General features: G+C 59.1%; 17 protein-coding genes. 5 read left to right on the forward strand and 12 right to left on the reverse strand.

Annotated elements, in window-relative coordinates; all coding sequences use genetic code 11:
• Positions 1-7 precede the first annotated feature (7 nt).
• The 6 genes from PMI11_RS26230 to PMI11_RS26255 form a co-directional block, all read right to left on the reverse strand.
• Positions 8-226: a hypothetical protein gene (locus PMI11_RS26230; protein ID WP_007823352.1), complete on the reverse strand. Its 219-nt coding sequence runs from the start codon at positions 224-226 to the stop codon at positions 8-10.
• Positions 227-395: 169 nt separating this feature from the next.
• The gene (locus PMI11_RS26235; RefSeq protein WP_007823353.1) at positions 396-2399 is read right to left on the reverse strand and encodes an aldo/keto reductase; all 2004 of its coding nucleotides are present in this window, start codon (positions 2397-2399) and stop codon (positions 396-398) included.
• A gap of 36 nt (positions 2400-2435) precedes the next feature.
• Positions 2436-3521: an ABC transporter ATP-binding protein gene (gene ugpC / locus PMI11_RS26240; RefSeq protein WP_007823354.1), complete on the reverse strand. Its 1086-nt coding sequence runs from the start codon at positions 3519-3521 to the stop codon at positions 2436-2438.
• 11 nt (positions 3522-3532) lie between these two features.
• Entirely contained in the window at positions 3533-4369 is an 837-nt protein-coding gene (locus PMI11_RS26245; RefSeq protein WP_007823355.1) for a carbohydrate ABC transporter permease, read from the reverse strand.
• Positions 4366-5226 carry a carbohydrate ABC transporter permease gene (locus PMI11_RS26250; RefSeq protein ID WP_007823356.1) on the reverse strand — a complete coding sequence of 287 codons (861 nt, stop codon included), beginning with the start codon at positions 5224-5226 and terminating at the stop codon, positions 4366-4368. Before PMI11_RS26250 ends, PMI11_RS26245 begins: the two co-directional genes overlap by 4 nt.
• 80 nt (positions 5227-5306) lie before the next feature.
• Positions 5307-6581: an ABC transporter substrate-binding protein gene (locus PMI11_RS26255; RefSeq protein ID WP_007823358.1), complete on the reverse strand. Its 1275-nt coding sequence runs from the start codon at positions 6579-6581 to the stop codon at positions 5307-5309.
• Positions 6582-6666: 85 nt separating this feature from the next.
• Between PMI11_RS26255 and PMI11_RS26260 the strand changes: the two genes are divergently transcribed.
• Positions 6667-7575, forward strand: a complete 909-nt coding sequence (locus tag PMI11_RS26260; RefSeq protein WP_037072188.1) for a helix-turn-helix domain-containing protein — start codon at positions 6667-6669, stop codon at positions 7573-7575.
• 210 nt (positions 7576-7785) lie between these two features.
• Entirely contained in the window at positions 7786-8070 is a 285-nt protein-coding gene (locus PMI11_RS26265) for an acylphosphatase (protein WP_007823362.1), read from the forward strand.
• Positions 8071-8073: 3 nt separating this feature from the next.
• On the opposite strand, the gene PMI11_RS26270 is transcribed toward PMI11_RS26265, so the two are convergent.
• The 5 genes from PMI11_RS26270 to PMI11_RS26290 form a co-directional block, all read right to left on the reverse strand.
• The gene (locus PMI11_RS26270) at positions 8074-9054 is read right to left on the reverse strand and encodes an ABC transporter ATP-binding protein (protein ID WP_007823364.1); all 981 of its coding nucleotides are present in this window, start codon (positions 9052-9054) and stop codon (positions 8074-8076) included.
• Between the two features lie 3 nt (positions 9055-9057).
• On the reverse strand, positions 9058-9882 hold the full coding sequence (locus tag PMI11_RS26275) for a carbohydrate ABC transporter permease (protein ID WP_007823366.1): 825 nt from the start codon (positions 9880-9882) through the stop codon (positions 9058-9060).
• Positions 9879-10742: a carbohydrate ABC transporter permease gene (locus tag PMI11_RS26280; protein ID WP_007823368.1), complete on the reverse strand. Its 864-nt coding sequence runs from the start codon at positions 10740-10742 to the stop codon at positions 9879-9881. Before PMI11_RS26280 ends, PMI11_RS26275 begins: the two co-directional genes overlap by 4 nt.
• Positions 10743-10805: 63 nt before the next feature.
• On the reverse strand, positions 10806-12080 hold the full coding sequence (locus PMI11_RS26285) for an ABC transporter substrate-binding protein (protein ID WP_007823370.1): 1275 nt from the start codon (positions 12078-12080) through the stop codon (positions 10806-10808).
• A 75-nt stretch (positions 12081-12155) separates the two neighbouring features.
• A complete protein-coding gene (locus PMI11_RS26290) occupies positions 12156-14489 on the reverse strand; it encodes an alpha-L-rhamnosidase (protein ID WP_007823371.1) in 2334 nt (777 codons plus the stop codon).
• A gap of 141 nt (positions 14490-14630) precedes the next feature.
• Here PMI11_RS26290 and PMI11_RS26295 point away from each other — a divergent pair, with 141 nt between their 5' ends.
• A complete protein-coding gene (locus tag PMI11_RS26295; RefSeq protein ID WP_007823372.1) occupies positions 14631-15650 on the forward strand; it encodes a LacI family DNA-binding transcriptional regulator in 1020 nt (339 codons plus the stop codon).
• A 29-nt stretch (positions 15651-15679) separates the two neighbouring features.
• On the opposite strand, the gene PMI11_RS26300 is transcribed toward PMI11_RS26295, so the two are convergent.
• Positions 15680-16099, reverse strand: coding sequence for an RrF2 family transcriptional regulator (locus PMI11_RS26300; protein ID WP_007823374.1), 420 nt, complete (start codon positions 16097-16099; stop codon positions 15680-15682).
• Positions 16100-16202: 103 nt separating this feature from the next.
• Here PMI11_RS26300 and PMI11_RS37095 point away from each other — a divergent pair, with 103 nt between their 5' ends.
• Together PMI11_RS37095 and hmpA are read left to right on the forward strand one after the other, a co-directional pair.
• Positions 16203-16892: a DUF1971 domain-containing protein gene (locus PMI11_RS37095; RefSeq protein WP_007823376.1), complete on the forward strand. Its 690-nt coding sequence runs from the start codon at positions 16203-16205 to the stop codon at positions 16890-16892.
• Positions 16885-18099: an NO-inducible flavohemoprotein gene (hmpA, locus tag PMI11_RS26310; RefSeq protein ID WP_007823378.1), complete on the forward strand. Its 1215-nt coding sequence runs from the start codon at positions 16885-16887 to the stop codon at positions 18097-18099. The genes PMI11_RS37095 and hmpA overlap by 8 nt, the downstream gene beginning before the upstream one ends.
• Positions 18100-18332 lie beyond the last annotated feature (233 nt).

An 18332-nucleotide genomic window follows, 5' to 3' on the forward strand; every position in this document is an offset into this window, starting at 1 on the left:
GGGCGCCTCAGGCGGCGCCGGAAAAATCTTCCGACAGCAGGCCGAGCAACTCTTCGCGATCCCGCACACCGAATTCGAACCAGTCGACCAGAGCTTTCGCCTTTACCATTCCGAGATTGCTGCTACGGCTGCAACGCGCGGCCGCGCACCATTCCTGATGAATGCCGTCGAGAAAATTCATTGTCTCCGACGTCAGCGCTTCCTTCGGCCAAACCGTTCGCGTCATCGCTTTGCTCCCTCGTGCGGTCACACACTAGATGACCTATGGTTGAGGGCAATGGCGAGAATGCAACACCGACGGATTAGTTGTCATGGCCGCTGCGCCGTCGCGCAACAGAAAAGCGGCAGGCGTTGAGGCCTGCCGCATGTCGTCACGTACCCTCTGGACGAGGCAATCAGCCTTCCAGCCACTTCACCTGTTCGGGCGTCAGCCTGATATTGAGCGCCGAAAGGCTGTCTTCCAGCTCGGCGATCGTGCGCGGTCCGATCAGCGGGATGACGGGAAACGGCTGGGCGATGACATAGGCAAGCGCAATGTGGATCGGATGCCGGCCAAGCTCTTTGGCAAGCGCGATTGCTCGGTCACGCCGCTCGAAATTACGATCCGAATACCAGCAGCGAACAATCTCCTCGTCATCGCGCTTGTCGCGGCCGGCACGGTCGGTGAAGAAGCCACGACCCTGGCTCGACCAGGCGAAGTTCGGGATCTGCTTTTCGTTCAACCACTTTTTCCACTCATCGTCCGAGGCGGCAACGCAGCCGGCCCAGATCGGATCGAGCATTTCGGCGAGCGAGAAGTTATTGGAAAGGGCGGCAGGTGCTTGCTTCCCGTTCTTCTTCGCATAGGCGATCGCCTCGTCAAAACGCTCACGCGTCCAGTTCGAGCCGCCGAAGATGCCGCGGATGCGGCCGCGCTTGACCTCGGCATCCATGGCATCGACGAATTCGCCGACCGGCACGTCAGTGTTATCGCGATGCATGAAGTAGATATCGATATAGTCGGTCTTCAGCCGGTTGAGAGACTGATCGAGCTGCTTGCTGATGACATCGGGATAGCAGAGCGGCGAGTGGACGCCCTTGCCGATCAGCACGATCTCCTCGCGTGGAACCTGCCGGCTCGTATGCCAGTCGCCGAAGATAGCCTCCGTCTTGCCGCCGCCATAGACGAAGGCGGTATCGAAGACATTGCCGCCGGCTTCATAGAAGGTATCGAGCGTCAGCGAGGCGGCCGCGAAATTCGGGAAGAATTCGAAGCCGAGGGTGACGACCGAGGCCGGCTTGGAAATGCCGGGAATCTGGCGCTGCGGAATGGAGTTGCCGCGCCGGACAGTGCCGCCGGCAATGTTCAGGGTGCGCTTTGCGGCTTTCTCGACGCCATATTCGAGACCAACCGAAGCGCGCCACTGGTCGAGCACCTTGAGATTGTTGATCGAATCCGCCCAGCTCATGCCCGGTGAGCGGAATTCCAGCTCGCCCGCGCGGATCGCGTCACCGGCAGCGTCCGCTTCGAACGAGTAGAGCCAGCGGTCTTCCTTGACTTCGATCGTCTCCTGCTCGCCGCTCCTGAAGATCTCGATCTTGCCGACGCCGCCCTTGTGGCCGGAGGCGAACCAGAAATCGTTGACTTCGATGCGGCCCGCAGACCCGATGATGCGCAGCACATTGTCCTGCTGCGCCATGATCGAGCACGAGACCTCAGCGATGATCTCGTTCGGGAATTTGAGCACGGCCGACGCCCATTCGTCGACGCCGGACTGGCCGAGATGAGCGACACCCGAAACCTTCTCCGGATCGAGGAATGGTTTGCCGGCCACTGCACCGGCAATCAACCGGGCCATGGAAACGGGATAGCCGCCGACATCGAGAATGCCACCGCCAGCCGTTTCGTTGGCAAAAAGGCGGTGTTCCGGCTTGTAGGTGCCCATGCTGAAGCCGAAGCTGGAGCGGATGATGCGGATTTCGCCGATCGTGCCGCTCTTGATGAGCTCGACCAGTTTCTCGGTCTGCGGATGCACACGATACATGAAGGCTTCGCCGGCAAAGACGCCAGCCTTCTTCGCCTCGTAATAGATCGCCTCGGCATCATAGGCCGAGAGAGCGATCGGCTTTTCGACCAGCACATGTTTGCCGGCGCGGATTGCCTTGATGGCCCATTCGGCATGCCCGGTATGGGGCGTGGCGATATAGATCGCGTCGACCTCCTTGTCGGCCAACAGCGCTTCATAACCCTTGACGATACGCGCACCTGGAAAGCCATCGGCAAGGCCTGGCTTGTCGGGATTGCGGGTGGCGATCGCCACGAGTTTGCCGGTGCGCGAATGCGCGACGCCATCGGCAAAAGTGCGGGCGATGGTGCCGGGGCCGATAATGCCCCAGCGGATCGGATTATCTGAAGTCATGACTATCCTCTTTCGTCTTTCGGTCTTGGGATTGCGTTATCGGAGCCGCTTGCCGGCTGCATCGAACAGGAAGGTGCGGGCGGCGGACAGCGACACCGTCAGCCGCTCGGTCTTGCCGAGGCTGCGGGATTCCGGCTGTTCGATGATGAGCTGCTCACCGCCAAAGTTTGCGTAGATGTAGCTGGTATTGCCGAGGTGCTCGGCGACATCGACGGCAACCGTCAGATCCGCTTCTCCCTGACCCGCCTCGCCAAAATGCTCTGGCCGGATGCCGAGCGTGACTGATGTCCCCGATGTGATGGACGGATCGTGCAATGGTACCGTGAGGCGCACCATTCTGTCGTCCGCGAGCGCGACTGTCGCCTTGCCCGCCTGGACCTCGGCCACCTCGGCCTTGAGGAAATTCATCTTCGGCGAACCAACGAAGCCGGCGACGAACTGGTTAGCCGGATCGTCATAGAGGTCGAGCGGCGCGCCGATCTGTTCGATACTGCCGGCGCGCAGAACGACAATCTTGTCGGCGAGCGTCATCGCCTCCGTCTGGTCGTGTGTCACATAGATCATCGTCGTGCCGAGCTGCTTGTGCAGTCTGGAGATCTCGACACGCATCTGTACGCGCAGTTCCGCATCAAGGTTTGATAGCGGTTCGTCGAACAGGAAGACCTGCGGTTCTCGCACGATGGCGCGGCCGATTGCGACGCGCTGGCGCTGGCCGCCGGAAAGCTGCTTCGGCCGGCGCTTCATCAATTCCGTGATCTGCAGGATCTCCGCGACATGGCGCACGCGCCGTTCGGTGTCTGCCTTCGGGTTACCATTCATGCGCAGGCCGAAGCTCAGGTTCTCCTCGACAGTCAGATGCGGGTAGAGCGCATAGGATTGGAAGACCATGGCGATGCCACGGTCGGCCGGCTCGACATCGTTGACGACACGGCCGCCGATCTTCAGCTCGCCGCCGGTGATATCCTCAAGACCGGCGATCATGCGCAGCAGCGTGGACTTGCCGCAGCCGGAAGGGCCGACGAAGACGACGAACTCGCCGTCCTTCACGTCCAGATCGGCGCCGTGAATGATTTCAAGCGCGCCGTAGCGCTTGACGATATTGTTGAGTGAAAGCTCTGCCATAGGCCCCTCGATTATTTGATTGCGCCGGCCGCAATGCCGGCGATGAAGTGACGCTGCAGAGCCACGAAGACGACGAGGATCGGTGCCGTCAAAAGCACCGCACCCGCCATGATGCCGCCCCAGGAAACCTTGGTGAGGCCGATCAGCACGCCGAGCGCCACCGGAGCGGTCATCATGCCGGGCTTCGAATTGATCAGCAGCGGCCAGAGATAATTGTTCCAGGAGGCGAGGAAGAGGATGATCGCCAGTGCCGCCATGGTCGGCCGGGCAAGCGGCAGCGCGATGCGCAGGAAGATCTGCCATTCCTTGACGCCTTCGACGCGGGCTGCATCGAAGAGGTCATTCGGCATCATCGAGAAAGACTGCCGCATGAAGAGCACGCCGAGCGAATTGAAGAGAGGCGGCACGATGAGGGCGATCCAAGTATTGGCGAGCTTGAAGTCGCGCGCCACCATGATGAATTGCGGAATGACGACCACGAAATAGGGCAGGGTGATCGTGCCGAGGATGATGGCGATGACCAGCGAACGGCCGACGAAACGGTACCGCGCGAGCGCCCAGCCGGCCATGGAGGTCAGCATCACCGACAGGGCAGTATAGACGGTGGCGACGACGATGGAGATCACCATGGCGCCTACGAAGTTCGTGTCTGCCTGCAGGTTTCGGAAATTCGCAACGAAATTGGTCGAGGGCCAGAGCACGATCTGCGGGCTGAAGATGCCGTAATCGGGCATGGTCGAGAAAACGAACATCATCCAGAGCGGAAAGAGCCAGATAATTGCGAGCGGCAGCAGGAAGGCGTGCAGGGCGATCTGGCGGATGAGAAGCGATTGCGACTTAGATCTCATTTCGGCTCCCTCCCGACCCAAAGGTTGAGCAGCGAGATCGCGACTGCGAGCGCTGCCATCGTATAGGCGATCGCCGAGGCATAACCGAAGTTCAGTGATGTAAAGCCTTGGCGATAGAGCAGCAGACCAAGTGTCTCCGTGCCACCGCCAGGTCCGCCTCTATTGGTAATGAGGAAAGGTTCGGCAAAGAGCTGCATCGTACCGATGACGGACAGGACCACGCAGAAAAGAATGATCGGCTTCAGGAGCGGCAGGGTGATGTGGAAGAACTGTTGCAGCTTGCTGACGCGGTCGAGCGTGGCCGCCTCGTAGACATCTTCCGGGATCGATTGCAGGCCGGCCAGGATGATGATGGCATTGTAGCCCGCCCATCGCCAGGTGACGGCAATGATGATGACGACCATGGCGGCATTGGCATTGTCGAACCAGGAAACGGGAGAGAGGCCGGCAGCGCCGATCAGCTTGTTGATGATGCCGAAATCGAGATTGAACATCAGCCGGAAGACCGCCGCATAAGCGACCTCGCCAACCACGACCGGCGCAAAAAAGGCGAAACGGAACATGGCGCGTGCTTTCAGAAGCGGCGAATTGAGCAGCACGGCCATGATCGTTGCAAGGGTGATCATGACCGGCACCTGGATAACCAGGATGATGAGCGTGTTATAGACGGCGTTGTAGAAGGCCGGGTCGGCGAAGAGGCGCCCCCAATTGGCCTGAAGGCTGAATTTCCACGGATTGATGCGCGTGTTCTGGAACGAGATCAGAAACGAATTGATGATCGGCCAGACCCAGAAGGCGGCAAAGACCAGAAGATAGGGCGCAAGGAACGCATAGGCGCTGCGGTTTCTGATCGGCATGAATCCTCCTTACCGAAACGAATGTGCCAGCCGCCTCCCGCGGCAGGCGAGGCCGGGCGCTTAGGCGCCCGGCTTGCCATTCATTGTGCGATCGGAAGACCGGTAGCCGATGCAATCTGCTTGGCGGCATCGTCGAGGGCCGCCTTCGCATCGGGATAACCGCCGGCGAAATACTTCGTCTGCGTCGTCTTGTAGATGGCATCTGCATCCGTCTGGAAGGCCGTACCGCGGCTCGGCACGATCTTCGGCAGGGTAGCGAGGATGTCGGCCCAGATCTTCTGGCCGCCCCAATAGGGCTGCGGCTCGTTGACGAAGGGATCTTGCACGGCCGACAGCAGCGACGGCACGAGGCCGAACGACTTCAGCATCGTGACCTGGCCCTCATTGGTGGTGAGTGCGTAGGTCAGATATTTGAAGGCTGCTTCCTTGTTCTGCGAATTGGCATTGATGGCGAGCGAGGAGCCGCCGAGGTTGGCAGCATGCGGGCTGTCTGCGCTCATGCCGGGCATGGCGTAGACACCCCACTTGCCCGACAGATCGGGAGAGCCGGAACGGATCGTGCCTTCATACCAGCCGCCGAAGACCTGGCTTGCGACTTTGCCGGCGGTGTTGGAGGAGATCTTCTCGTCCCAGTTTGCTGCCGTCAGCGTGCCAGCATCCTTCATCGCCTTGACTTTTTCCAGCGTCTGGACGCAAGCCGGCTGGTTGACGGTGATCGACTGGCCGTCGGTCGAGAAATAGCCACAGCCTTGTTCGTTGGCGAGCATGCGGAACCATTCGCTGTCGCCGTTGAAATCGGCCTGGCCCATCACGACGCCGGGATTGGCTGCCGAGATCTTCTTGCCGGCGGCAATGAAATCGTCCCAGGTTGCAATCGACTTCGGATCTACACCGGCCTTTTCGTAGTAATCGCGACGATAGAAGACGGTGACCGGACCGGAATCCCACGGCATGGCATAGGCGACATCGCCGATCTCGAGCTCGGTGCGCTTGAAATCGGGGAATTTCGACTGCATGTCGGCGTTGTAACCGAGGTCCTTCAGATTGGCGAAGCAATCCGGGAAGCGGCTCCAGAAGATCTCCGCCTCGAAATTCTCTATCGTGACGATATCGGGAAGGCCATCGCCGCCGGCAGCGCAGGCGGCGAGCGTCTTGTCGAAGACCTGCTGGTTGCCGAGATCCTGGACATCGACCTTGATGTCGGGAAACTGCTTGTTAAAGCCTTCGACCGTCGATTTGAGAGCCGAAGCTGCGACATTCCAGCTCCAGATGGTAAGTGTAGCGGACTGCGCATAGGCAGATCCGGATGCAAGCAGCACAAGCGCTGTCGTTGCCGTGATGAGTTTAGAGCGCATGAAAATCCTCCCTTTTCAATTGCCGTCGCTGAGCGAACGTGCCTAATTTAGCGCGGCGGGAGCGGCTGTCTCATAAAAAGGGAATATGGAATTGGCGGAAAGTAAGGTCGTTGGCAAACCTGTTTACCAGCCTGGTGCCAGCACGATTGAAGGCATGCCGATGGCGCTGCAGATGTTTTATGCCCATCCGCCTGTCATGGCGATGCCGCATTGGCATGCCCAGGTCGAGGTCAATTACATCATGCGTGGCAGCGTCCATTATCGCATGAGCGACCATGACATTACCCTCAAAGCCGGCCAGATGTGCCTTTTCTGGGGCGGGCAGCCGCATCAGATGGACGATTCATCAGATGATTCCCTCTATGCGGGCGCGCATCTGCCGCTCGTCTATTTTTTCAGGATGCGCCTGCCTCCGACCATAGGTACCCGTTTGATGAAGGGGGAAATCCTGCTGACATCGGCGACCGATGCTGCGGATGAGGCAAATTTCCCGCGCTGGTATGACTATGCGAAATCCAATGATGTCAGGAAGACGCAGCATGCCGTCGATGAATTGCTCCTGCGCATCGAACGGATTGCCCTGGAATCATATCTGATGGTTCCGGGCACCAGCACAGAAGAGCTTGAGCAGCCCAATTCGCATCTTTCCCGCAGCGTCGCGCGCATGTGCGATTTCATTGCGAGCAATTTCCTGCAGGATATCGATACCGTCGAAATCGCCCGCGCGGTCGATCTTCATCCGAAATATGCGATGAACCTGTTCAAGAAGACGACGGGTATGACGATCAGCAAATACATCAATCTGCTGCGTCTTTCGCATGCCCAGGCGCAACTGATGGGCGAAGGAGCGAACGTTCTCCAGATCGCGATGGACAGCGGTTTCGGCTCGATCAGCGCCTTCAACAAGTCCTTCCGCAATATCGCCGGCATGTCTCCATCTGATTTTCGGCGGGATATGCGTTCGATGATCGGCGCTATCTCCGCCGCTGGTTGAGACGCCCTGAGCTTGCCTTCGAAAGCTGATCCCGATCGCGGGCATGGATAGGGTCAGTCCAGTCGTATTCGGGCGCTAGCTTGACTGCGGATCGTCAAGATCGGCCCCGCAAGAAGACGTGTTGAACGGGTGCGTCTTCCGCCGATGGAAACATGACCCTTGCAAAGAGCGCCGGCAGCTACATCATCTGGTTGTCGGAGAGGAATTCAGATGACCGCAACCCAGGATGCTTTTCGTGTGCAAATCACCGGCGGGGTGCAAGGCGTCGGCTATCGCGCCTGGACCCGCGGCCAGGCCCTCCAACTCGGCTTGACGGGCTGGGTCAGGAACGAGGCCGACGGCTCGGTCAGCGCTTTGATCGTTGGTTCTCAAGGCGCCACCGGCTCCATGCTTGAGCGTTTCTGGAGCGGTCCCGCCGGCTCCTCCGTGGCAGACGTGAAAGCGGAGCCGGCAAATCTCGATGAGATACCGGGCGACTTCCGCATCGTACGATAGAGATCAGGAGAACCTGTGCTCTTTCCCGGCCAGCGGTGAGGCGAACTGCGTTTCACCTGTTGTCACTGGCCGGTCGCCGTCCGTACGCACGACAAGCGTCTGCAATTCCGGCACATCGAGGTAGACGACCGTATCTGCGCCGAGCCTCTCGATATGGCGCACCTTGCCTTGCCATTTGCCTTCCGTCGGCGAGAGCGTGATATGCTCGGGCCGGATACCGTAGGTCCGGCACCCCTCCTGTGCGGCGATCTCCCCTTCGAACAGGTTCATCTTCGGCGAACCTATGAAGCCTGCGACGAAGGGGCTCGCCGGATTGTTGTAGAGCGTCATCGGCGTTCCGACCTGCTCGATCTGCCCGCCGTTCAGAACAACGATCTTGTCGGCCATCGTCATCGCCTCGACCTGATCATGGGTGACGTAGATCATGGTCGCGCCGAGTTTGGCATGAAGCTCGGTCAGTTCGATGCGCATTTGCGAGCGCAGCGACGCATCGAGATTCGACAGCGGCTCATCGAACAGGAAGACTTTTGGATTGCGGATAATCGCCCGGCCGATGGCGACACGCTGCCGCTGCCCGCCCGATAGTGCCTTCGGCTTGCGATCGAGCAGGTGCGACAGCTGCAGGATATCGGCGGTCTGCTTCACCCTTTCGGCGATTTCCGCCTTGGGTCGCCTGGCGAGCGACAGGCCGAAGCCGATGTTTTCTGCGACGGTCAGATGCGGATAGAGCGCATAGGACTGAAACACCATGGCGATGCCGCGCTCGGACGGTTCGGCATAGGTCACGTCCTTGCTATCGATGAAGACCTTGCCCGAAGTCTGAGTCTCCAGTCCGGAGATGATGCGCAGCAAGGTCGATTTCCCGCAGCCGGACGGACCGACGAAGACGCAGAATTCGCCCGGCTCTACGGTGAGATCGACGCCTTTCATGACCTCCAGGCTGCCGAAGCTCTTGCGGACACTTTCGAGAACAACTGATGTCATGGCTTATCCCTTGACTGCACCGGCGGTCATGCCTGCAACGATCTGCCGGTTGAAGAAGATGAAGACGATCAGGGGCGGAATGGTCACCAGAAGAATGTTCATGAACAGCAGGTTGAACTGGGTCTGGAATTGTCCCTGAAAATTATAGAGTGTCAGCTGCACCGTGACGTTTTCCCGGCCCGGCAGATAGTAGAGCGGGTTGGTGAAATCGTTGAAGATGGCGATCGATTGGACAACGACAACTGTCACGGTGACCGGCTTTAAGAGCGGCAGGATGACGCGAAAGAAGATCTGGAATGGCTTTGCCCCGTCGATGATGGCAGCCTCATCGAGATCCCGCGGGATCGTTGCGATGAAGCTGCGAAACAGGAGAACCGTGAAGCCGAGACCATAGGCAACCTGGATCAGCACCATGCCGGACAAGGTCTTGAAGAGGCCGAGGAGTTGCAGCACCCAGATGGTCGGAACAATGGCCGGCGGGATCATCAAGCCGGCGAGCACGCAGCCATAAATGACCGTGTTCCAGCGCGAGGGGCGGCGCTGCAGTACATAGCCGACCATCGCGCCGAACAACACCAGCAGGGTGACGGCGGCCACCGTGATGACGGTCGAGTTGAAGTAGGCGAGCAGCAGCATATAGTTGCGGGTCTGCACGACCTCCATGAAATTCTGCCAGAGCTGCCACTCGACCGGCCAGCTGAATCTCAGCGTTGCCGCATCCTGTTTCGTCTTGGCGGCCGTGATGAAGATGAAGATGAAAGGCAGCACGAAGATCACGCCGCAGGCGGCCAATGCCGCAATCCCGGTATACAGCTGGCGGCGGCTCATAGATCCACCTCTTTGCGGTTGAACCAGGCTGTCAGCGGCAGGACAATGAGGCCGATGAGCAGGAAGAGGATGACATTCCCAGCCGTCGAAAGGCCATAGAAGCCCGCCTGGTACTGCTTGTAGATGACGCTTGCGAGCACATCCGAGGAAAAGCCGGGGCCGCCGCGTGTCATTGCCCAGATCAGGTCGAAGCTTCTGAGGCCACCGATCAGCGAGAGCGTCACGACCGTCACCGTCGCGGGCTTGACCAACGGGACTGTCACGCGAAAGAACATCTGGGTGCGGGTCGCGCCATCGATGCGGGCGGCCTCATAATAGTCGGGGCTGATCGATGCGAGCCCGGCAATATAGATCACGGTCGCAAGCCCGATGCCCTTCCAGAGGTCGACGAAGACGATGGAGTAAAGCGCAAGAGCCGGATCGGTCAGCCAGCCGGGGCCGTGGATGCCAATGGCGGCGAGCGCCACATTGATCAGCCCGCGTGTCGGATGCATGAGCACCGAGAAAGTGATGCCGACGCCGATCGTCGATACCAGAACCGGAAAGAAAATCACGGTGCGCAGCAGGCCTTGTCCCCAAAGGCCGGAGGTCAACAGCACCGCGAGCAGGAGACCGAGAACGGTTTTCGTGCCTGAGGTCAGTACTGCATAGATGACGGTGTTGACCAGGCCCTGGATCAGAAAGGGTTCGCGGAAGAATTGCCGGTAGTTCTCCAGGCCGATGAACTGCGTGGTGAACAGGTCCCAGCGCGTAAGGCTGAACCAGAAGGAGGCGACCGTCGGAGCCAGAAAGAGGACAGTGAATATCACCGCCGCCGGCAGGACGAACCAGTAGGGATAGGGTGACTTGCGTTTTATCATACGGACACCATGAAGCGTCCCCCACTCAGGCTCAAAGAGGTGAGTGGGGGATCGGCTGGAAGGTTACCAGTTCGGCAGGCCGAGCTGCTTGGCCTGCTTCTCGACATCCTGGTCGTAGAGGGCGGCCGCATCCTTGGCGGAGCGTATGCCGGTTCCGACCTCGACCGTGATCTGCTCAAGCGCCGGTCCCTTGACGGGCGAGAGGAATTCGAGCGCCGGACCGTTGCGTCCCTCGGTATCGAAATAGGGCAGCATGTCGGAAACGACCGGCGGAACGTCCTTGGGAAGTTCACATCCCTTGACGAGGTAAGGACCCGACGGAACGGCCTTGGCCATCAGGTCGCAGGCTTCCTTGGAGCCGACGAAATCAAGAAATTTCTTGGCTTCCTCCAGGTTTTCGGACTTTGCGGAAGCATAGAGCGCGGAAGGCATCCAGACGGTCAGGCCGTTTTTGGCAGCGTCCGTTCCAGGCTGAGCGAAGAAGCCCAGATCCTTCAGGTTGTCAGGGAAATTCTGCTGGATGTTGCCGATACCGAACGTGAGGTTCGGATAGTGCGCGGCTTCGCCTGTGGCCACCATCCGCATGCCGTCGTCAAAGGTCGCCGCGCCGAAGTCCGCGTTGAGGAAACCGCCTTTCGCGACCTCCTCAAGGTGTTCGAAACCGCGCAGGGCAGCTGGCGTATTGGCATATTTGATCTTGTTGGCGGTATAGTCGGCCGCGAAATTCGGAACCTCGGCCTGGACGTTATAGAAGTCGGCAAGCACGAAGAGCTGCGAGGTCCAGGTCGTGCCATAGGTCTGCGCCACGGCAACCTTGCCGGCCGCCTTGATCTTCTCGTTATTGCTCATGAACTCCGCCCATGTCTTCGGCGGCGTCAGCCCGAGATCGGCGTAGATCTTTCTGTTGTAGAAGATGCCGCCGCCCATGGCCGGACCGAAAGGAAGGCCGCGGACATGGCCGTCCGGGCTGGTCACGACCTTCTTGAAGCTGTCGAGAATTCCGGCTTCCGATGGAAGATCGGAAAGATCTGCGATCGTTTCCTGCGGCTTCAAAGCCTGAAAGAGGGAGCCGCCATTATACAGGAAGATATCTGCCATTTCGCCGGTGGCGAGCCGGGTCTTGATGATGTTGTCGCCCTCGGAGCCTCCGGCACGCTGCTCGACATCAAATGTGACGTCGGGGTGCTTTTCCATATAGGCTTTGGAAACCGCATCGAATGAGGCAATCGTCTCCGGATTGGTGTCGATCAGAACGCTGAGGGTTACATCCGCATGGGCCACTCCAGCGGCAAGAGCCATAATACTGGCTGCAAGGATGCTGCACTTCGTCATTCGCATAGTCATTTCCTCCTCTTGAAGACCGGAATGCGTTGGGCTGCTTGCCCGCGGATCAAAGATCCGCGAGCAACCGCATCAGATAGAAAACGTAATCGTATGTTCTCCCGCACCGAGCTTGGTCTCCTCACCTTGCTCAATCAGAGTGCCGTCTGCCTTCAGTGACTTGCGGTCGTCTCTACCCTGCAGACGCGCTGTCACGCCTTGCGGCAGTGAGAGACGGCATGTGACGTTCCCCTCCTCCAGGGTCCATCCAGCTTCGATACGGCCAAAGCGCGTGTCATGCCAGGCCGAAACCGGCGAGAGAGCAGGCAGGATGGCGGGATCGAAGGCGATTTCCTCGAAGCCGGGATTGTCTTCCAGCGGCTTGATGCCGGCGACATCCTCAAAGAGCCACTGGCATACCGCGCCATAGGCGTAGTGATTGTAGCTGTTCATGTCGGGATCATAGATCGTGCCGTCCTCGGCGAGCGCATCCCATCGCTCCCAGATCGACGTCGCGCCGCGCTCGACCTGATAGAGCCAACCGGGGACTTTCCGGTTGAGGAACATCTTTTCGGCAAGGTCCAGCATGCCGAGCCGGGTCAGCGCCGGCAGAAGGGCAGGGGTGCCGATGAAGCCTGTGCCGATAACGCCGTCTGTCTCTTCCGCGACCCTGCGGAAATAGTCGCGGGCAGCCGGTTCATATTCCGGCGGGACGAGGTCGTAGAGAAACGCCAAAGACCACGAGGTCTGGTCGTTATGGGCAATGCGGCCGGAGGGCGAGAAGAATTCGTGCTTGAACGCCGCCTTGATTTCATCAGCGCGCTTGTCGAGCCTTGCTGCTTCGACGCTCTCACCCAGAATGCGCGCGATCTTTGCCGTCAGCTGGGTGGAAATGAAATGATACAGGGTGGCGGCGCAATCGTCTGCCACTGTCGGACGTGGCTTCCTGTTATCTCCGACCGGCTGCAGCCAGTCGCCGAAGGTGAAGCCATGCGCGCCCCAGACTGCCGGCGGACGAATGATCGGTCCATCCGAGATGCCCCAGAGGTAATCGAGCCAGCGAAGCATTGCAGGGAAGCATTCTTCCAATACGGCGCTGTCGCCGTAATGCAGGTAAAGCTGCCAGGGAATGATGGTGATCGCATCGCCCCAGCCGGTCGAGCCTGCCCAATCGCCGCGCCCGTCGATCGGATGAAGACGCGTCGGATCAGGCGAAAAATGCGGGACTGCGCCGTCGGCACGCTGGTCGTGGACCACATCGCGAAGATACTTCCTGAGGAAGGACTGGCTGTCGGCAAGCCAGCAGGCCGTTCCGGCAAAGACCTGGGCATCGCCGGTCCAGCCGAGGCGTTCATCGCGCTGCGGGCAATCGGTCGGCACTTCGATGAAATTGGAGCGTTGCGACCAGATGGTGTTGTCGACGAGCCGGTTGACGGCCGCAACACCTGATGTGAAGCCGCCGGCACTTGTTGGCACCGAGGTAATCGGCACCATAGTAATAGCGACCAGTTCGGCCTGGCCTGTCAGGGTGATGCGCGCATAGCGGAAGCCCATGAAGGTGAAGAGCGGTGCGTATTCCTCTTCGCCTTCACCCGAGAGCGTATAGATCAGCTCGGCACGAGCGCTGCGATAATTGCGGTTGTCGAAGAAGCTGTCGGGACCGAGCACTTCGGAATGCTCGACGCGCACCTGCGCACCGGCTGCACCCTTGAGGCGCAGGCGGATATAGGCGCCAGCATTCTGTCCGAAATCATAGACAATCCGACCATCGGCCTCCGTCCAGCGGTCGATGGGAGAGAGCCCGGCCAGTTCCTTGACTGCGCCGGTCTCGTGAGGAACGAGCAAAGCCTTGTCGAAAGAGAGAACGTCGACGCCGTGACTGTCCTGCGGACGGGTGCGGGCGTCATAATCCTCGCCATAATAGATCCCGTTGCGGACAACGGGGGTAAAGCCGCTCTTCCAGCTGTCATCCGTCTTCAGAAGCGTTTCACCGCCGGTACGCAATTCTGCGATCGCCGCCGTCCGGTCGCCCCAGCAATTGATAATTGGATTGGAAGCCCACATCAGCTGGCTGCGATACCAGCCGTCGCCGAGCCAGATCTCGATGCGGTTGGCGCCGGGCTGCAGGAGCTTCGCGACGTCATAGGTCTGATAGGCGATCCGGTCATCGTAGCAGGTCCAGCCGGGCGTCAGAAGGTCGGTGCCGACACGGTTGCCGTTGATGAAGGCGCGATAGAGGCCGAGGGCCGAGATGCGCAGCGTTGCTTCCGCAGGGACGGTGTCGAGCGCGAATTCGCGCGAAACGAACGTGCCAGATGTTGCCTGGCCGCCATCGCAGGTCGGGCCGATCATCGATGCTGTAAACTGGAAAGCAGAGCCGGCAAGGCCGTCTTCCCCGGCGATGCCGTGGGCCGAAACAGTCTTCATATGAACCTCCCTCAACCGCCAATCTCCTCAAGCGGTCGCTCAGTGTGTATCGTTCTATGTATATCATTCTACACTATCGATTGCTGCGCAAGAGGTTTTGTGCCTATAATTTCCCAAGATTTGAGAGTGAGGCAATTTGGAATGAAAAATCAGACCGTTAACGCGACAAGGGACCGGATAACGATCCGCGATGTGGCACAAGATGCCGGTGTCTCCGTTGCTGCGGTATCGAAGGTCCTTCGCAACGCTTACGGCGTCAGCGACATCTTGCGGACAAAGGTCGAGACCTCGATCGAAAAGCTGAATTACCGGCCCTCCGTCGCGGCGCGGGCTATGCGCGGCCGAACCCAAACGGTGGGTATGCTGGTCATCGAATTGTCGAACCCATTCCTGGCGGGTGTTATCGAGGAGGCCAATGCGACCTTGTCCGAGAGCGGTTTCAAGGCGCTGATCGGGATTGGCCGTTCCACAAGCCCGATCGAGGCGTCGATGATCGAATCGATGATTGATAACCGCATGGACGGCGTCCTGATCATCGCCCCGCGAATATCTGGCAAGATCCTTGAGCTCTATTCGAGGCAAATCCCGATTGTGGTGATTGCCCATCATGAGCCGCATGCCCAGACCTACGACACCGTCAATTCCGATGACCACAGGGGCGCCTATCTGGCAGTCGAAGCCGCCTTGCAGCGGGGTTATCGGGACATCGCAATGCTCGGCTACGACCTCGGCGACTCGCCGCCGACCATCGTCGCTCTTCAGCGCGAGAAGGGTTATCTGGATGGCGTGAAGGCGGAGGGGCTGGAAGGCCGCATCATCCGCCTGCCGTTGGTAGGTGCTGACCGTCGGGCGGCAATCAATGATTTTCTGGCGTTGAAGGACCGCCCCCGCGCGGTCTTCGTCTGGTCCGATCTCGATGCCGTGCCCCTCATCAATGCCGCGCGTATGAGCGGCATACGGGTTCCAGAAGACCTCGCCATCATTGGCTACGACAATTCGCCGATGGCGGCCATTCCGCTTGTCGGTCTGACCAGCGTGGACCAGAACGCCGCGGCACTCGGCAGAACAGCGGCGGAGACGCTGCTCGGCAGGATTGATGGCCGCGAAGAGGCTCGTCATCTGTTGATCGAGCCGCATGTCGAGATGCGCGGAAGCACCTGAAAGCTGACAGCCTTTCGGCAGTCCATACCCTATGCTGCGGCAAAGAACGTTCTCAGCACATCTTTCCGTTCAATGATATCGGCAACGCTGTAGCGGTCGAAGACGCCGACAAAAGCGGCCGTCGCCTCTCGCAGGATGGGCGGTATGCCGCAGCCGGCTCTGATGGAACAGGAAGAGCATTCGAGAATATCGTCAAGGCCCTCGGTATGTCTGAGCAGGCGACCGAGATTGATGGAGGCGGCCGGACGGCCGAGCCGGATTCCGCCGTTTCTACCCCTGATCGATTCCACGAAACCGGCTTTCGCCAGATCCTGAACCACCTTCATCAGATGGTTCTGGGAGATTTCATAGGCGTCAGCGACCTCCTTGATCGAACGGATTTCTCCATCGTGTGATCCGAGGTAAATCATCACGCGGATCGCATAGTCGGTGTACCGTGTGAGCTTCATGGCACCTGCGTCAAAACGCCCAGAAAGAAATGATGTATTCAAATAGCATCTTTTATCGGCGGCGCATACATGCATTCCAGATACATGATTATGGGGTGACGCGATGGATGCGGCCAAGTTGGAAGAGAGCCAAATTCTGCCGGTGTTGGAGCGGTTCTATGAGAAAGTCCGGCGCGACCCGATGCTTGGCCCGGTTTTCACCGTGGTGGCGGATTGGCCGGAGCATTTGCGGCGACTGACTGAATTCTGGTCTTCGCTGATGCTCACGACTGGCAAATACAAGGGCAATCCGGTCGCGATCCACCTGATCCATGCTGATAAGATAGAGCCCGCCATGTTTGAGCGCTGGCTTGCGATCTGGCGCGAGACGACAGACGAGATGCTGCCTCTCGCTGTTGCGCAAGAGATGCAGATCAAGGCGAGGCGGATTGCCTCGCGGCTGAACCTGGCGCTGACCGGAGAGATGCTTGAGCTGCAGGCAGAAAAACCAGCGCCACCGAGACCGAGGCCATACAAGACAACAAAGATCTTCGATGAAACGACTGTGCCAACAGCACTTCTCGAAAGTCATCGCGTCAAGTCCGGCGCCTGGGCGCTCATTCGCGTTCTGACGGGCAGCATGCGCCTGGTGACAGGGCAGACGGTGAGTCCCTTAAACCCCGATCACATCGGCCGAGTCTTGCCGGAGGTGGAGCACCACCTGGAGCTCTACGGCCCTGTTCGATTTCAGATCGAATTCTTCGATCGCGACCCTCTCCATATTGATAGCATTGAAAGGAAAGAACATGCCTAATCCACTTTCGGCACGCACCATTGAGCTGGTGAAGCAGAGTGCTCCGGCGGTTGCCGCGCATGCGAGCGACATAACGAAGACGATGTACGGGCTGCTCTTCAAGGACGAGCACATCAAGGCGCTCTTCAATCAAGCGAATCACGGTGAAAATGGCTCTCAGGTTCACGCGCTGGCGGCGGCAATCGTCGGTTATGCGCAGAACATCGATAACCTCGCGCCTCTTTTGCCCGTCATCGAAAGGATCGCGCATAAACACATCGGTTTTCATATCCTCTCCGAACATTATCCCTATGTCGCCAAATCACTGCTGGCGGCAATCCGCGAGGTATTGGGTGAGGCGGTATCCGAGGAACTGATCAACGCCTGGGGAGAAGCTTACTGGTTCCTTGCCGACACCCTGATCGAACGAGAGGAGCAGATACGAGCCGAGCTTGAAAAGCGGGCAGGGGGCTGGAACGGCTGGCGCGAATTCAGGGTTGCCGAAAAAATCAAGGAAAGCGACGTGGTGACATCGTTCGTCCTGCGTCCAGTCGACGGGCACGGCGTCGCGCTTCATCGAGCCGGCCAGTATCTGACTTTCGATCTCTGCCTGCTCGATGGCAGCAAGATGAAGCGGAACTATTCGATCTCGTCCGGACCAAATCAGGGCTTCTATCGCATCTCGGTCAAGCGGGAGGAGAACGGCAAGGGCGGCTCACGCTATCTGCACGATCACGTCGCGGTCGGCACGGTGCTGAAGGTCACGCCGCCTGCCGGTGACTTCTACCTGCCTGAGGAGCCGACCAGCGAAATGGTTCTGTTGTCAGGCGGCGTGGGCCTCACGCCGATGGTCAGCATGCTGGAAGCGATCGCCGGCGATTATCCTGACGTCGAAGCCCATTTCGTTCACGGAGCCATGAACAGCTCGACGCACGCGATGGACAAGCATGTCCGTTCGCTTGCCCAGCAGCACGGCCGGGTAGCGGTCAGCACCTTCTACAGCGAGCCTGCCGCCAGAGATGTTGCCGGTTTTTCTCACGACGAGGATGGTTTCATCACCAGAGGATGGCTGGAAGCAAATACGCCAATCGATACGGCGAACTTCTATATTTGCGGTCCAAAGCCCTTCTTGCGGTCGATGGTCAGTGATCTGCGGGCGCTTGGCGTTTCCAGTGATCGCATCCATTACGAATTCTTCGGCCCGGCCGATGAATTGCTGGCAGCCTAGAAGCGTCCGGCTGACAGTCTAAATCCACAGCACGAACCGATATTCGACCAAGCGGAACCACCGTTTCTCCGCCTGGTCGATTGCATTTTCAGAGACGGTGATGGACGCGGCGGCATGGCGATAGGGGTTCATTTTACCCGGCCAACGGTTCGATTAATCGTCCGTTCATTTTGCGGCCGCTATTGACCACTATCCGCCATTTCGAACAATCCACGTTTGAATGTAAACTCCCG

It is taken from the genome of Rhizobium sp. CF142 (genome assembly GCF_000281145.1).
Lineage (GTDB): Bacteria > Pseudomonadota > Alphaproteobacteria > Rhizobiales > Rhizobiaceae > Rhizobium.